The 13,253-nt window shown below is 30.2% G+C and carries 15 protein-coding genes; 5 read left to right on the forward strand and 10 right to left on the reverse strand.

What is annotated here, in order from left to right; translation table 11 throughout:
• Window positions 1–82: 82 nt before the first annotated feature.
• A complete protein-coding gene (locus HXZ69_RS09085; protein ID WP_286495756.1) occupies window positions 83–1,300 on the reverse strand; it encodes a LuxR C-terminal-related transcriptional regulator in 1,218 nt (405 codons plus the stop codon).
• A gap of 174 nt (window positions 1,301–1,474) precedes the next feature.
• Here HXZ69_RS09085 and HXZ69_RS09090 point away from each other — a divergent pair, with 174 nt between their 5' ends.
• Complete coding sequence (locus HXZ69_RS09090; protein ID WP_280051840.1) at window positions 1,475–2,002, forward strand: hypothetical protein; 528 nt, start codon at window positions 1,475–1,477, stop codon at window positions 2,000–2,002.
• Between the two features lie 29 nt (window positions 2,003–2,031).
• The gene (locus tag HXZ69_RS09095) at window positions 2,032–2,529 is read left to right on the forward strand and encodes a hypothetical protein (RefSeq protein WP_286475213.1); all 498 of its coding nucleotides are present in this window, start codon (window positions 2,032–2,034) and stop codon (window positions 2,527–2,529) included.
• A 253-nt stretch (window positions 2,530–2,782) separates the two neighbouring features.
• Here HXZ69_RS09095 and HXZ69_RS09100 read toward each other — a convergent pair whose 3' ends face one another.
• Together HXZ69_RS09100 and HXZ69_RS09105 are read right to left on the reverse strand one after the other, a co-directional pair.
• Complete coding sequence (locus HXZ69_RS09100) at window positions 2,783–3,832, reverse strand: acyltransferase family protein (RefSeq protein WP_219034896.1); 1,050 nt, start codon at window positions 3,830–3,832, stop codon at window positions 2,783–2,785.
• Entirely contained in the window at window positions 3,832–4,437 is a 606-nt protein-coding gene (locus HXZ69_RS09105) for an IMPACT family protein (RefSeq protein WP_219034897.1), read from the reverse strand. Before HXZ69_RS09105 ends, HXZ69_RS09100 begins: the two co-directional genes overlap by 1 nt.
• A 190-nt stretch (window positions 4,438–4,627) precedes the next feature.
• On the opposite strand from HXZ69_RS09105, the gene HXZ69_RS09110 reads away from it, so the two are divergent.
• Window positions 4,628–4,996 carry a hypothetical protein gene (locus HXZ69_RS09110; RefSeq protein ID WP_219034898.1) on the forward strand — a complete coding sequence of 123 codons (369 nt, stop codon included), beginning with the start codon at window positions 4,628–4,630 and terminating at the stop codon, window positions 4,994–4,996.
• Window positions 4,997–5,037: 41 nt separating this feature from the next.
• Here the strand turns inward: HXZ69_RS09110 and ribD are convergent, their stop codons facing one another.
• From ribD to HXZ69_RS09140, 6 genes are read right to left on the reverse strand one after another with little or no spacing between them, the layout of a single operon-like run.
• A complete protein-coding gene (ribD, locus tag HXZ69_RS09115; protein WP_219034899.1) occupies window positions 5,038–6,090 on the reverse strand; it encodes a bifunctional diaminohydroxyphosphoribosylaminopyrimidine deaminase/5-amino-6-(5-phosphoribosylamino)uracil reductase RibD in 1,053 nt (350 codons plus the stop codon).
• Window positions 6,091–6,099: 9 nt separating this feature from the next.
• Window positions 6,100–7,962, reverse strand: a complete 1,863-nt coding sequence (locus HXZ69_RS09120; RefSeq protein ID WP_286495758.1) for a DUF349 domain-containing protein — start codon at window positions 7,960–7,962, stop codon at window positions 6,100–6,102.
• Between the two features lie 54 nt (window positions 7,963–8,016).
• A complete protein-coding gene (locus HXZ69_RS09125; RefSeq protein WP_219034901.1) occupies window positions 8,017–8,754 on the reverse strand; it encodes a shikimate dehydrogenase family protein in 738 nt (245 codons plus the stop codon).
• Window positions 8,751–9,428: a VTT domain-containing protein gene (locus HXZ69_RS09130; protein ID WP_286495759.1), complete on the reverse strand. Its 678-nt coding sequence runs from the start codon at window positions 9,426–9,428 to the stop codon at window positions 8,751–8,753. Before HXZ69_RS09130 ends, HXZ69_RS09125 begins: the two co-directional genes overlap by 4 nt.
• Window positions 9,429–9,438: 10 nt before the next feature.
• Complete coding sequence (murA, locus tag HXZ69_RS09135; protein ID WP_115000020.1) at window positions 9,439–10,749, reverse strand: UDP-N-acetylglucosamine 1-carboxyvinyltransferase; 1,311 nt, start codon at window positions 10,747–10,749, stop codon at window positions 9,439–9,441.
• Window positions 10,750–10,773: 24 nt separating this feature from the next.
• Entirely contained in the window at window positions 10,774–11,511 is a 738-nt protein-coding gene (locus HXZ69_RS09140) for a DUF4290 domain-containing protein (protein ID WP_038336666.1), read from the reverse strand.
• Window positions 11,512–11,870: 359 nt separating this feature from the next.
• On the opposite strand from HXZ69_RS09140, the gene HXZ69_RS09145 reads away from it, so the two are divergent.
• On the forward strand, window positions 11,871–12,650 hold the full coding sequence (locus HXZ69_RS09145) for an amidohydrolase family protein (RefSeq protein ID WP_286495760.1): 780 nt from the start codon (window positions 11,871–11,873) through the stop codon (window positions 12,648–12,650).
• Here the strand turns inward: HXZ69_RS09145 and HXZ69_RS09150 are convergent.
• Window positions 12,562–13,005, reverse strand: coding sequence for an amidohydrolase family protein (locus tag HXZ69_RS09150; RefSeq protein ID WP_286495761.1), 444 nt, complete (start codon window positions 13,003–13,005; stop codon window positions 12,562–12,564). The two genes, HXZ69_RS09145 and HXZ69_RS09150, sit on opposite strands and share 89 nt — an antisense overlap.
• On the opposite strand from HXZ69_RS09150, the gene HXZ69_RS09155 reads away from it, so the two are divergent.
• Entirely contained in the window at window positions 13,005–13,202 is a 198-nt protein-coding gene (locus tag HXZ69_RS09155) for a hypothetical protein (RefSeq protein WP_286495762.1), read from the forward strand. The genes HXZ69_RS09150 and HXZ69_RS09155 overlap by 1 nt on opposite strands.
• The last annotated feature ends 51 nt before the right edge of the window (window positions 13,203–13,253 follow it).

Consider the following 13,253-nt stretch of genomic DNA (forward strand, 5'->3'; position numbering starts at 1 on the left):
ATAAATTTAATAAAATAAATAAGGTGAGTTACTAAACCCACCTTAATTTATGTTTACACAGTTTTTTGGATATTGCCTTTATTTACAACGAATTACGACTCTCTATTCCCAAAGTATTGTAAATAACCTTCAAATGATATTTCACTGTATTCTCAGAAATATAGAGTTCAGTTGCAATTTCTTTATTTGTAAATCCTTTCTTCACTAATTCGATGATATCCAATTGCCTTTCCGAAAGATTATAATCACTTAAAATGATTTTCTTTTCAACTTGATTTGCATTATTTGAATGATTAATCAAATTAGAAAGTTTATTTCTCATCCGTTCATTTTCGTTTTCAACAAGTTTTCTTTTTTCGATGTTTATCTTGTAGAATTTATAAAGAACAATTAATAATATGATCAAAATTGCAGAAATAATAACCAGAAATAGTCGGATATTTTTCTGATTTCGAACTTCTAAATCATTTCGCTTGTTAATGATTTCTCTTTCTAAATTTTGTAATTTTCCACTTTGATTAATTGCATCATAATCAGTTGCAAGATCATTCACAATTAATCTTGTTTTATATGCTTTTTCCCAAACTTCATTCTGAGCATAATGCCAAGTAAGAGATTCGTACATATTCAAAATATAAAGTTTTATACCATAATGTTTTGCATAATACAACCCTTTGTTAAAAGCTTCTAAAGCCTTCTTATTATCTTTTGTTTCTGTATATAAGTGTAAAAGCTTTCTATAAATATTAGGTAAATGTTTGGGAGATTTTTGCTTCAAAATTTCTATACCATCCAAATAATCTTTTTCTGCTTGAATATAATTTTTATTTAAACTATTCATTGTGCCTAGAACAGAAATATAAAAACCATACGTTTCGGCATCCAAATATTTTAAATTGGATTTATTTACTTTTTGGAGCAATTCCTCAACCTTATCATATTTTAAATAATCAAATTGGATAAATATTCGTTCAATCAAAACTCTTGTCTCAACTTCGGCTTTGTATTTTGAACTTTTTAAACCATATTTTTCAGCAACGTTTAAATTTTCTTCTGCTTCTGGATAATTTAATAATGTTTTATACGTAAGATATTTTAACAAATACAAATTATATAAATCGTAATTCGTTACGTTTTTAGAATGTATAATACTATCTAATTTGATAATTGATTTATCAAATGAACCGATTTCATTATAATATGAGATTTCTTTCTTTAGAATTTCGGAATTTATTGTATTTCCTATCCCTACCTGGGTAAAAAATAATGTAAAGAAGATAAAAAGTATTTTGTTGTTCATTTTTATTATATAACTGATATTTAGTAAAGTAATTCAACTACCCGTAGGTAGTAATTATGAAACTACCTTTTAACTACTCCTGCAAAAATAGGAATTTATGTACTGAATCTTAAAATTTGCAAAGAATTTATTTAACACATAAATCTGGTGTTAATAGCTAATTATTTATTAAAAATGAAGACTATTTTATCTACTTTATTAGTACTGTTGTGTAGTTTGGGTTTTTCTCAAAATTTGGATTACAAAAATTTAAAACAATTTATTGGAAATCGTGTAAATGAGTTTGAAGATTTTTATAAGGTTTCTTCTACATCTATTGAAGACAATTTTGGAAATCAAAAAGTAATGTTCAATTCAGTAAAAATAGAACCATATACGTTGAATATTGAGGTAGAAACTGAAGGTAAAAATATAAAACGTATTGTGGTCAAAAATTCTGAAAATAGAACTAGTTTCTTTAAAAATATTGCAGAAGAAATAGAAAAAGAAGCTCCAATTAAGAAAAACTATAAGACGTATTATATTTCATTAGTTAAGAACTCAACAAAAAAGAAAATCTATCAAGAATCAATTGATCAATTAATTGATTTATTGAAAAAACCGACCACCAATCTAAAAGAAAATTATGGTTTAATGGAATCTAGTCCTCTAAAAACCATAATTACAATCAACGAAACTGAAAGTATTTTAGAAATCAATTAAAATTAAGTCAATATTAAAAACAATTAACAATGAAAAACATTTTTATTTTAGGATTAGGTCTTATGGCTTCGGTAGCTTTTGGACAAGTAGATAAAATTTACAAACATTCTGGAGAAATTATCGAAGGTCAAATCAAACGTGTAGGTGAATTTACGGTAGAGTATACGTATGATGGAGAAGATGCTATACAGTCTTTGAGTAAATATTCTGTTAATAAAGTATTTTACGGGAAAAGTACGCGTATTGAGGATGTTTCTAATAAAATTGAAATTACTGATGATAAAGATTGGGGGAAAGTGATTATTTTGGAAGATAAGGCTTTAGTAGCAGGTCTAAAAAAAGGAGATGATTTGAAATCTAAAACAGGTATGATCAATTTCAGATCAGGAAATGGAAAAGATGAACGTGCAGAAAAAGTTTTAAAACAACAAGCTGCAGAGGTTAGATGCCCATTTATTTTATTATTATCTGATAAAATGGCAGGTAAATCGGCGAAGAAAACAGGAAGCTGTTACAAGTACCAATAGGATTACTGAGAACTATTAAACTATATAATGTACTATTAATTATTTGACAAATAAGTCGTGGTGTCTCGCGGCTTATTTACTTTCTTAAAAAAATGAACAAAGAAATAGTGTATTCAAGAAAACGCAAACGAACTACAAATTTTGGTTCAAAAAAAATAAATTACTTAGATATTTTGATTGTTGTTTCAATTATTATTGTCACAATCTCAGTTATAATCAACTATTTGAATTAATTTTTTAGAAATACTCGCTACTACTTCACTTTATCTTTGATCCACTTCGCAACGGGTTTCTCAAAATATTCAAACGTTAATGCACTTAAAATTAAAGCAATTACGAAATAAATTCCAATTTTCTGAAAATCATTGATTTTCGGTAAATATTGATTTCCATATTTTATCACAATCATATGAATCATATAAAATGCAAAACTAATTTCACCTAAATAAACCAATGTTTTATGTTGAAGAATTCTCGAAAAGAAACCTTTTTGTAAAGCAAAAATTAGGACAATTCCAACCATCGGAATCCAATAATAAATTCCGTAACGAAAAGCTCTCGCAACATCATTGTGGAAGTAGAAAAAGATTGCCAAAACAGCAATTGCAGCGATTTCTATTAAAGTTCCTCTCGAAAAATTGATAGGCGTATCTTTTATCTTTTTATAGATTTGACAGGTAATAATTCCTAAAATAAAATCGAAACTGCGAACAATTGGATTGATGTAAAAAATCGCTTTTTCCAATTTCATATTTGTTCTGAAATAAGGTTCTGCAAAAATAATAATCGGAATAATTAGTAATAAAATATATTTCAGTTTCGGGAATTTATGCAACCAAATCACATAAAAAGGAAACATCAAATAGAAAAATAATTCGGTCGAAATACTCCAGGAAACGTTATTAATAGAGAAATAAAAATCTTTTACCGGAATATAAGATTGCAATAAAAATAAGTTCGCACCTGCAATATCCCAATGAAAATAACCTTGCCAAACATTGATGATAACAAATGGTAACATGACACAAAAGGTTAGGACATGAAGTGGATAAATTCGAGCAATTCGCGCGATATAAAACTTCTTTTTATCAAAATTTGGATTGTCGATGACTTTCTTTTCGTAATTAAGCGCTATAACAAATCCGCTTAAAATAAAGAAAAAACCAACACCAAGATAACCTTCGAAAAAGACGTTATTTTTTAGATAATTATACCAAGCTAAATCAGTTTTTACAAACGTTAAATGGCTTAAGAAAACGACAAAAGCAAAGAAAAAACGTAAAGAAGTTAAGCTATTTAGCATTAGTCAATAATTTTAATTTCCATTTGATAATATTCGTCAAACATGCGAATAAATTCTTCCAATTTACTTTCTCTTACTGAAATTGTAAACATACATTTATCAGAAAAATGTTTGTCTTTAATTTCTCCAGAAATCCGATAGACATTGCGTTCTACAATTCCTTGTTGATCATAGTTAAAAACCATTTTCACACGTTTTGAAACAAATTTTTCTACAATATTTGCTTCTTCTAACACAACTTGTGCCGCATATTTATAGGCTTTTACCAAACCAGGAATTCCTAATTTTGTTCCACCAAAATAACGTACAGAAACAATTAAAACATTGGTGATTTCGCTTGATAAAATTTGATTATAAATTGGTAAACCAGCCGAACCATTTGGCTCACCGTCATCATTTGCACGATGATTTTTACCATCTATACCAAGAGCGTACGCGTAACAATGATGATTTGCATCGGGATGAATTTCGCGTAATTGATCCAAATAAATTTTGATGTCATCTTCATTTTCAATTGGATAAGCAAAATTAATAAACTTACTACCCAATTCTTTGAAAATTACATCTTCCACCGCTTTCTCGATTGTACGATAATTGTCCGTCATGTTGTATTGAAAAGTAGCGCAAAGATAGTTTAAATAGTACTTTTAAAGAAAAAAGGTTTTATATTTATGAATGATGAAAAAATTTAATATAAATGAAAGCTTATTTATTTTTATTCATACTAATGTGTTCGAGTATTCTTTTTGCCAGAGTATTTCAAAGAAGGAATTTAAAAGGATCATTAATAATTCAATGATAGATTATAATTATAGAATTATTACAGATAATCAAGATAGTATGTTTTACAAAACTGAAAATCTGAAGATTTATAATAGTTCAATTGGAAAATCTAAATTTCAATTTCGTCGTACAATAGAATTTAGATTTTTGAAAAATAATAAAGTAAATTTAATTGATTGCCAAAATTGTAATGAACCATCATTTTGCTATGTAACAAAAAAACAAAATATTTTTAATTATAAAATTGATAATGTTGGTGGGAAATTAATATTTAAGCTACAAAATAAATTTTATAAAATGAGTTTTCTTGTTGAATCAATAAATAACATAGAATTTGAGAAGAATAAATTTTCTGAAATAATTATTAAACGAAAATTTTAATAAATTCAAATAAATCATAAATAAAAAAAGAACCTTAAAATCTAAGGCTCTTCAATTTCTATTCTATTTTCGAAAATATTTAATTCATCATTCAGAAAACGATGTTTTTCAGTTCGTGTTCCTTTCAGTCGAGGAGCTAAAATTCCTTCATTCCAAATAGTATCCGAGCTCAAAATTCGTGCTTCATCCCACAAATCAGCATCAATAAAATGTCGTATGGTATCACTTCCACCTTCAATAATTAAGGATTGAACATTGTTTTCGTATAAATAATCCATCACTTGTGGCAATATTTTTTGCGTAAAATCTAATTGAACAAGTTCTAAATTTTCTTCAGAACAATTTTCAATCGAATTGAAAATTACAGTAGGTTGTGTTTGATCAAACAAATGGAAACTTCTCGGAATCGCTAAGTTTTTGTCAATCGCAATTCTCAACGGATTATTTCCTTTCCATAATCGTGTGTTAAGTTGTGGATTATCAATCAAAGCGGTGTTTTTTCCAACCAAAATAGCTTGTTCTTCCGTTCGCCATTTATGTACTAACTGTTTTGTATATTGGTTTGTAATCCACAATTGTACATCATCACGCCCCATGTATCCGTCTTCTGTTTGCGCCCATTTTAAGATAATATATGGACGTTTTTTCTGATGAAATGTTATAAAACGCTTATTGAGTTTGATACATTCTTTTTCCAAAACACCAAGCGTTACATCAACACCATTTTTCAACAAACGTAAATAACCTTGCCCATTTACTTTCGCAAAAGGATCTAAAGTTCCAATTATGACTTTTGGAATTTCTTTTTCTATAATCAAATCCGCACAAGGAGGCGTTTTTCCGTGATGCGAACAAGGCTCTAACGTAACATATAACGTAGATTCTTTTAATAATTCTTGATTTTTAACCGAATTAATAGCGTTCACTTCGGCGTGCGGTCCGCCATATTCTGACGTAAAACCTTCGCCTATAATTTTGTTGTTATGTACAATAATAGAACCAACAAACGGATTAGGATATGTTGTTCCTAACCCGTTTGTTGCAATTTGTATACAACGAGCCATATATTGCTCATCGATAGATTGTTGTGTCATGCCTAAAAATTATGCATTAAAATCAATATTGAATAATGTTTTCAGTTTGATTTCTGCTTCAATTAATTTTTTACGTTTATCGTCAATTTGTTTGTAAACGTCTTTTAATAAAGGATTATTCTCATTTGCATTCGAAAAGAAATGTACATTATTATCCAATTGATTGATTTCTTTTTCTAAATCCTCAATTATTTTACGTGTTTTTCTAATCTCGTCATCCAATAAATTTCCATTATTTCCAGATTTTACTTTATTGACAAATGATTTCAACTTATAATCGTTCAATTCATTTTTAGAAAGATTTAAAGCATCTAATTTTTTGTGGTAAACATCTGTAAATTCTTGATTGATTGAAGTTTTTTCTGATGGAACTTTTCCTAAACTTGTCCAATTATGTTGGATTTCTTCTAGTTGTTTCAACGCCTCTTCTTTGTTTTCAGAAATCGTTTGATTTTTGAAATCGTCTAAGAAAGCTTGTTTCTTTTCTAAATTTTGTTCCATTTTTTGATTCGCTTGTTCGTGACGTTTTTTGTAACGATCAAAGAATTGATTACATGTATCTTTGAATTCTTTCCAGATTTTGTCTGAATTTTTTCTTGGAACATGTCCAATTTTTTTCCAATCATTTTGGATTTTTTTAATCACTTGTACAGAAGCATTCCAATCCGTGCTTTCCGTATGTTGTTTTGCAATTTCTAACAAAGCCAATTTCTTTTCAAGATTCAGTTGTTGCTCTGATTTTAGATTTTTATAGAAATCATTTTTGATGTGATTAAATTGTCTTGTCACTTCTTTGAAAGCTTCCCAAGTTGCAGAATTTTTATCTTTCGGAACACGTCCAATTGTGATAAAGTTCTCACGCAAAGAGTTTATTTCAGAAATAGCTTTTTGCCAATCGCCATGCGATTTTGTTGTTGCTTGCTCAGAAATTTCTTTGATACGAGCGATAATTTGATTCTTCTTTTCTAAATTATCTTTTTGCTCTTGTTTTATTTTTTCATTCAATTCCCCTTTACGGTCATGAATTTTATTTGTTAATTCTTTGAATTTTTGCCACGTTGGTTCGCGCAAATCTTCTTGTACAGGGACGGCTTCTTCTTTCCATAAACGATGCAAATATTGCAATTCATTCAAAGCTTTTTGCACGTTTTGCTCTCCAATTAATTCTTCTGCACGTTTAATAATCGATTGACGAACTTCCAGATTATGTGCATAATCCAATGTTTGCAATTCCTTATTCATATCCAAATATGTGTAGAAATTATCTAAGTGGAAAAAATAATTTTTGAATACATTTTCAGCATTTTTGCTCGGAATTCTTCCTGCATTGTGCCAACGAGTTTTTAACTCACGAAATTTCTTGAACATTGCCGCCGAAGAATCACTTGGTTCTTGATACAAGGCTTTCAATTCGTCAATAATTTCTAAACGTTCCTTTAAATTATCAGATTCCTTTTTTTCGTTTTCTTTATGAAAAACTGCTAATTGATTTTTAAAATCGTTGTAAACAGCGTTAAATTTTGCTCTAAAAGATGTTTCGTATTTAAAATCTAATTCATCACCACCTTCACTTAAGAAAGCTTCTTTTTTTGCAGCTTCATCTTCTTCTAATTTAGTTTTGAATGCATCACGAATTTGATTAAAATGCTCGCGAATCTCTTGAACATCATATTTGCTTAATAGATTTTTTGCTTCGTTAATCAAAACATCAAAACTAAATTTTTCGTAATCTTTGAACGAAATATCGCTTATTTTTTCTTGGTTCGTTAACTCTACCGTTTTGTAAGATTCCGTGTTAGAGTCGTTTGTATTTGCAGGTTTAGGTAATTGTTCTCCGTCTGCATTTTGCAGGTTATCCATTTCAGTATTCATAAGAAATTAAGTTTTGTTTCTCAAATCTAATAAAATTTGAGGACAATATCAAGTCTATTTTGTACGATTATTCCAAATTTCCCAAGCTTTTTCGGCTTGTAGAACCAACATTTCGTGACCATTTTTTATTTTGGCTCCATTTTGTTGACCATTTTCTAAAAATTTTGTCAATGGTGGATTGTAAATCAAGTCGTACAATAAATGATTTTCGTTGATAAATTGGTAGGGTAGAAGTGGAGCGATTTCAGTATTTGGAAAAGTACCAGCTGGCGAACAATTCACAATAATTTGATGATTATGAATGATTTCTTTATTTAATTCATCATATGAATAATGATTTTCAGTTTTTGTTCTTGAAACTATTTTATATTCAATTTTCAATAAATCAAGAATATAAAAAACCGCTTTTGCAGCACCTCCATTTCCTAACACCAATGCTTTTTTATGATGAGGTTCTAAAATAGGTTCTATCGAATGATGAAAACCATAACAATCTGTATTATGCCCGATTCGTTTTCCATCTTGTATCAAAACTGTATTAACCGCACCAATTGCTTTAGCTTCTGGTGATAATTCGTCCAAAAATGGAATGATTTCTTGTTTGTAAGGAATTGTAACATTAAAGCCCACTAAACCTTCGGTTTCGAATACTTTTTCTACTTCATCGATTTGCTGTAAATCAAAAACATTGTAGACAGCGTCTACAATGTTTTCGTTTTTAAATTTTTCAGCAAAATAAGATTTAGAAAATGAATAGGAAATATTTCTTCCGATTAATCCAAATTGTCTCATTCTTCTGTTTTATTTTTATTGAATTGAGCTTTCACAATTTGGATAATCAACGGCATATTCGCCAATAATATAATTCCGAAAATGAATTTCTCTAAATTATTTTTTACAATGTCAAACTGACCTAATGTGTGTCCCAAAAGAGAAATAACACCAACCCAAAGTACCGCGCCTATAAAACTATAGGTAATAAATGTGCGATAATTAAGGTTTGTAACACCGCAAATAAATGGAATTATTGTACGAACAACAGGCATAAAACGAGCGATAATAATTGCTTTTTTACCATTTTCGTTAAAAAATTCTGTTGCTTTTTCGATATGTTTCTTTTTAAGAAACCACGAGTCTTTTCGTCCTAAAATCCAGCCACCAAATTTTCGTCCAACATAATAATTTACGTTATCACCAAGAATTGCTGCAACCATCAGTAATGGAATAATATATTCGATATGCAAATGGTTTTGATCATCGCTTGCTGCAATCATTCCAATCGAAAAGATTAGTGCATCTCCAGGTAAAAAAGGCATTAAAAATGACATGATAATTAAGCCTGTTTCAGCAAAAATTATCAAGAATAAAATAGCATATATCCAATAACCGTAATTATTGATAATGTCCATTAATACCTTGTCTGGGCGTTGAACAAAATTAGTGATAAACTCAATAATAGATTGCATTTTTTATTTTTTAAGCTCTAATTATATCAGCTCCAATAGCACGTAAACGTACATCGATATCTTCATAACCACGGTCAATTTGATCGATATTATGAATAACAGTTTTTCCTTTTGCAGAAAGGGCAGCTATCAATAAAGACATACCAGCACGAATATCTGGAGAAGTTAATTCGGCTCCTTTTAAAGGAGTTTCGTGATTAAGACCAATAACAGTTGCGCGATGTGGATCACATAAAATAATTTGCGCTCCCATATCAATTAATTTATCCACGAAGAATAAACGAGACTCGAACATTTTTTGGTGGATCAAAACGCTTCCTTTTGCTTGAGTGGCAATTACCAAGATAATTGATAATAAATCTGGTGTAAATCCTGGCCAAGGCGCATCAGAAATTGTTAAGATAGAACCGTCAATAAAACGCTCGATTTCGTAATGTTCTTGTGCTGGAATATAGATGTCGTCATCACGACGCTCTAATTTGATTCCTAATTTTTTGAACACATCTGGAATAACACCTAAATTCTCCCACGAAACATTTTTGATTGTTAATTCAGATTTTGTCATGGCAGCTAAACCAATCCATGATCCAATTTCAATCATATCTGGTAAACATGTATGTTCAGTTCCGCCTAACTTCTCAACTCCTTCAATCGTTAAAAGATTCGAAGATATTCCAGAAATTTTAGCACCCATTCGGTTCAACATTTTACACAATTGTTGAATGTAAGGCTCACATGCAGCGTTGTAAATAGTTGTTGTTCCTTTTGCTAAAACTGCAGCCATAATAATATTTGCAGTTCCTGTTACAGAAGCTTCTTCCAATAACATATAAGAACCTTGCAATCCGTTTTCGTCTACTTCTACACCGTAGAAATCTTCGTCTGGATTGAAGCGATATTTTGCTCCTAACGCAAAGAAACCTTCGAAGTGCGTATCTAAACGACGACGCCCAATTTTATCTCCTCCAGGTTTCGGCATAAAAGCTTCTCCGAAACGAGCTAAAAGTGGTCCCATTAACATGATTGATCCACGTAATGCAGCACCATCTTTACGAAATTGTTTTCCTTTTAAATAATCTAATCGTAATTCGTCGGCTTGGAAAGTAAAATCTCCTTTTCCATTTTTTTGTGTTTTTACGCCTAAATCACCCAAAATTTCAATCAAACGATTGACATCTCGGATGTCTGGAATATTTTTAACACGAACTTGTTCATTGGTTAATAAAACCGCACATAAAATTTGTAGTACTTCATTTTTAGCACCTTGCGGAGTAATTTCTCCTTTCAAAGGTTTCCCTCCCTTTATTTGAAATGTAGCCATTTAGTTGTATTAAATAGTTTTGATTTAACCTTTATTGTTTCGAACGTTTTGGTTTCGATTGTTGTTATTTTGATTATTTCGGTTATTGTTGTTTTGACGATTATTCGAATTTTGGTTATTATTTCGATTGTTGTTATTTTGATGATTACGATTATTGTTTTGGTAACTTCTATTGTTTTGATTGTTGTTTGAATGATTATTATTCGAATTTAAACGATCAGGAGAAACCAAATGATCATCAACTTTTCTCAAATCAATTTTACCATCAGATAATTCGTACAAATGATTAAAAATAACTTGATCATCAACAGTATCTTTATTCCAAAGTAAATAACATTTTTTCATGTGATTGGCAATCGCAAAGTACAAACCTTCGCGTTTTTCGCCTTCTTCCCACGTTACAGCAACATCAATCATTTTACGAATATTGTTTCCGTAATATCTGTATTTATAGATGCTTTTTGGATATTCTACTTTATTTGGTTTACTATTTACCGTATCTTTTTTTGTCGGAATTGGATAAGGAGATTTTACATCCAAATCAAATTCTGCCATGATAAAAAGTTGATCCCAAAGTTTATGTTGAAAATCTGGTACATCGCGCAAGTGAGGATTTAATTCTCCCATTACTTCAATTATAATTTCGGCAAATCCGTTGCGTTCTGTTTCGTCTGTTATTGTTTTACAATGATTTACCATTTCTTGAATATGACGACCATATTCTGGAATAATCAATTGCGAACGAAGTGTATTATATTCCATTAAATTTTCTAATGTATTGGTTACAAATTTACAAAATTCTATCCGATTATTTGGGTAGAAAAGGTGTATTGATTGCTAATTTTTTATTAAATTTTATTCCTTAAAAAACGATTATAGTCGGAAGAAGATAAGCCGTAAAACAAGATTTTGTCTATTTAATTCAAAACAGTTAAAAATCTTTATCACCAAGGAAAATTAAGTTAAAACCTTTTGGTTGTCAACAAATATAGTATTTTCTTTTAATAAAAAGTAAATTTGGGTTTTTGTTTGAATGATTTAAATGAATATATTTTTAATTTAAACTTTATCCTCAAATTACACGCATTCAACGTATCTTTAGGGCAATTAAACAATAAATTATGAAAATAAAGTCGATAATAGCACTTTTTTTTCTCGCTACCACTTTTACTTTTGCTCAAACAAAACAGATTTTAATTGAAAATGTTAGAATTTTAGATCATCAAACTCAAGCATTAACATCGCCGATGAATGTTTTGGTTTCTGGGCAAAAAATTGAAAAAATTAGTTCTGCAAAAATTTCTTCACCTAATCAAGACGTTGTAAAAATTAATGGAGGAGGAAAAACGTTGATGCCAGGTTTGATAGATGTTCATGTACACATGGTATTTGGTTCATTGACGATGGCGCAAATGATGTCGCCAGATATGTCCGAAGAAATGTTAATGAATAAGGTTGGCGAAGCTTCCCACAAAATGTTGATGCGTGGTTTTACGAGTGTTCGTGATGCTGGTGGGCCAATTTTTCCCTTGAAATTAGCCATCGATAAAGGTAAAGTTGCAGGGCCTAGAATTTGGCCTTCGGGTGCAACGATTAGTCAAACAGCTGGTCACGGAGATTTTAGAACTCCTGATGAACGTTCGCGTCGTTTTTTTGGTAAAGCATCTCGTGCAGAGGAATTAGGAGCTACTTTTATTGCTGATGGAAGAGATGAAGTTTTGACTGCAACAAGAGAGAATTTACGTTTTGGTGCGAGTCAAATCAAATTAATGGCAGGTGGAGGAACGTCTTCTGCTTATGATCCGATTGATGTTACACAATATACTTTTGACGAAATGAAAGCTGCAGTTGATGCTGCTGAAGATTGGGGAACGTATGTAATTCTCCATTATCTTGCGTAACCATCTTTAAAATTTCGGCATTTGTAAACCATTTTTGAAGACGTAATATGTAACTATTTTGATCATCATTCAACTCAGGTTCAAACAAGAAATCCGTTCCCCATGCAAGCTTCACACCAAGTTTTTTTGCTAAAGGCCAAACTTTATCTTGACCATCCAAAACTGGTTTACGTTTTTCTTTTCGCTGCTCGTCCATGTTTTCATTATTATCCATCAAATTTTGAAGGCTTAACCAAACTCCTTTTTTGGCAAGAATTTTTAATGTTTCTTCATCTAACATTTGACCATGCTCAATTGACTTCACTCCTGCTTCCACAGCACGTTGCACAGCTCTCGGCGTATAGGCATGTACCATTGTTGCAATTATCTGGTTTAAGAAGCCCATATCCAGGGAAATTAGGTGTTGTAGAAGAACAAGCTTTAGCAGATTTGATTTTGGTTGATGGAAATCCGTTGAAAGATTTATCATTAATAGCTAATCCTGATAAAAACTTTTTAGTGATTATTAAAGATGGTCAGATTTATAAGAATACAATTAAAACGAAAAAGTAAAATTATCATACATCATAAAAAAACGAGGTTAATTTTTATTTTACCTCGTTT

It is taken from the genome of Empedobacter sp. R132-2 (genome assembly GCF_030324375.1).
Lineage (GTDB): Bacteria > Bacteroidota > Bacteroidia > Flavobacteriales > Weeksellaceae > Empedobacter > Empedobacter falsenii_B.

Excerpts from the sequence above, each read along its gene's own strand:
- HXZ69_RS09085 (WP_286495756.1), bottom strand. The coding sequence starts at position 1,300 with ATGAACAACAAAATACTTTTTATCTTCTTTACATTATTTTTTACCCAG.
- HXZ69_RS09090 (WP_280051840.1), top strand. The coding sequence starts at position 1,475 with ATGAAGACTATTTTATCTACTTTATTAGTACTGTTGTGTAGTTTGGGT.
- HXZ69_RS09095 (WP_286475213.1), top strand. The coding sequence starts at position 2,032 with ATGAAAAACATTTTTATTTTAGGATTAGGTCTTATGGCTTCGGTAGCT.
- HXZ69_RS09100 (WP_219034896.1), bottom strand. The coding sequence starts at position 3,832 with ATGCTAAATAGCTTAACTTCTTTACGTTTTTTCTTTGCTTTTGTCGTT.
- HXZ69_RS09105 (WP_219034897.1), bottom strand. The coding sequence starts at position 4,437 with ATGACGGACAATTATCGTACAATCGAGAAAGCGGTGGAAGATGTAATT.
- HXZ69_RS09110 (WP_219034898.1), top strand. The coding sequence starts at position 4,628 with ATGATAGATTATAATTATAGAATTATTACAGATAATCAAGATAGTATG.
- ribD (WP_219034899.1), bottom strand. The coding sequence starts at position 6,090 with ATGACACAACAATCTATCGATGAGCAATATATGGCTCGTTGTATACAA.
- HXZ69_RS09120 (WP_286495758.1), bottom strand. The coding sequence starts at position 7,962 with ATGAATACTGAAATGGATAACCTGCAAAATGCAGACGGAGAACAATTA.
- HXZ69_RS09125 (WP_219034901.1), bottom strand. The coding sequence starts at position 8,754 with ATGAGACAATTTGGATTAATCGGAAGAAATATTTCCTATTCATTTTCT.
- HXZ69_RS09130 (WP_286495759.1), bottom strand. The coding sequence starts at position 9,428 with ATGCAATCTATTATTGAGTTTATCACTAATTTTGTTCAACGCCCAGAC.
- murA (WP_115000020.1), bottom strand. The coding sequence starts at position 10,749 with ATGGCTACATTTCAAATAAAGGGAGGGAAACCTTTGAAAGGAGAAATT.
- HXZ69_RS09140 (WP_038336666.1), bottom strand. The coding sequence starts at position 11,511 with ATGGAATATAATACACTTCGTTCGCAATTGATTATTCCAGAATATGGT.
- HXZ69_RS09145 (WP_286495760.1), top strand. The coding sequence starts at position 11,871 with ATGAAAATAAAGTCGATAATAGCACTTTTTTTTCTCGCTACCACTTTT.
- HXZ69_RS09150 (WP_286495761.1), bottom strand. The coding sequence starts at position 13,005 with ATGGTACATGCCTATACGCCGAGAGCTGTGCAACGTGCTGTGGAAGCA.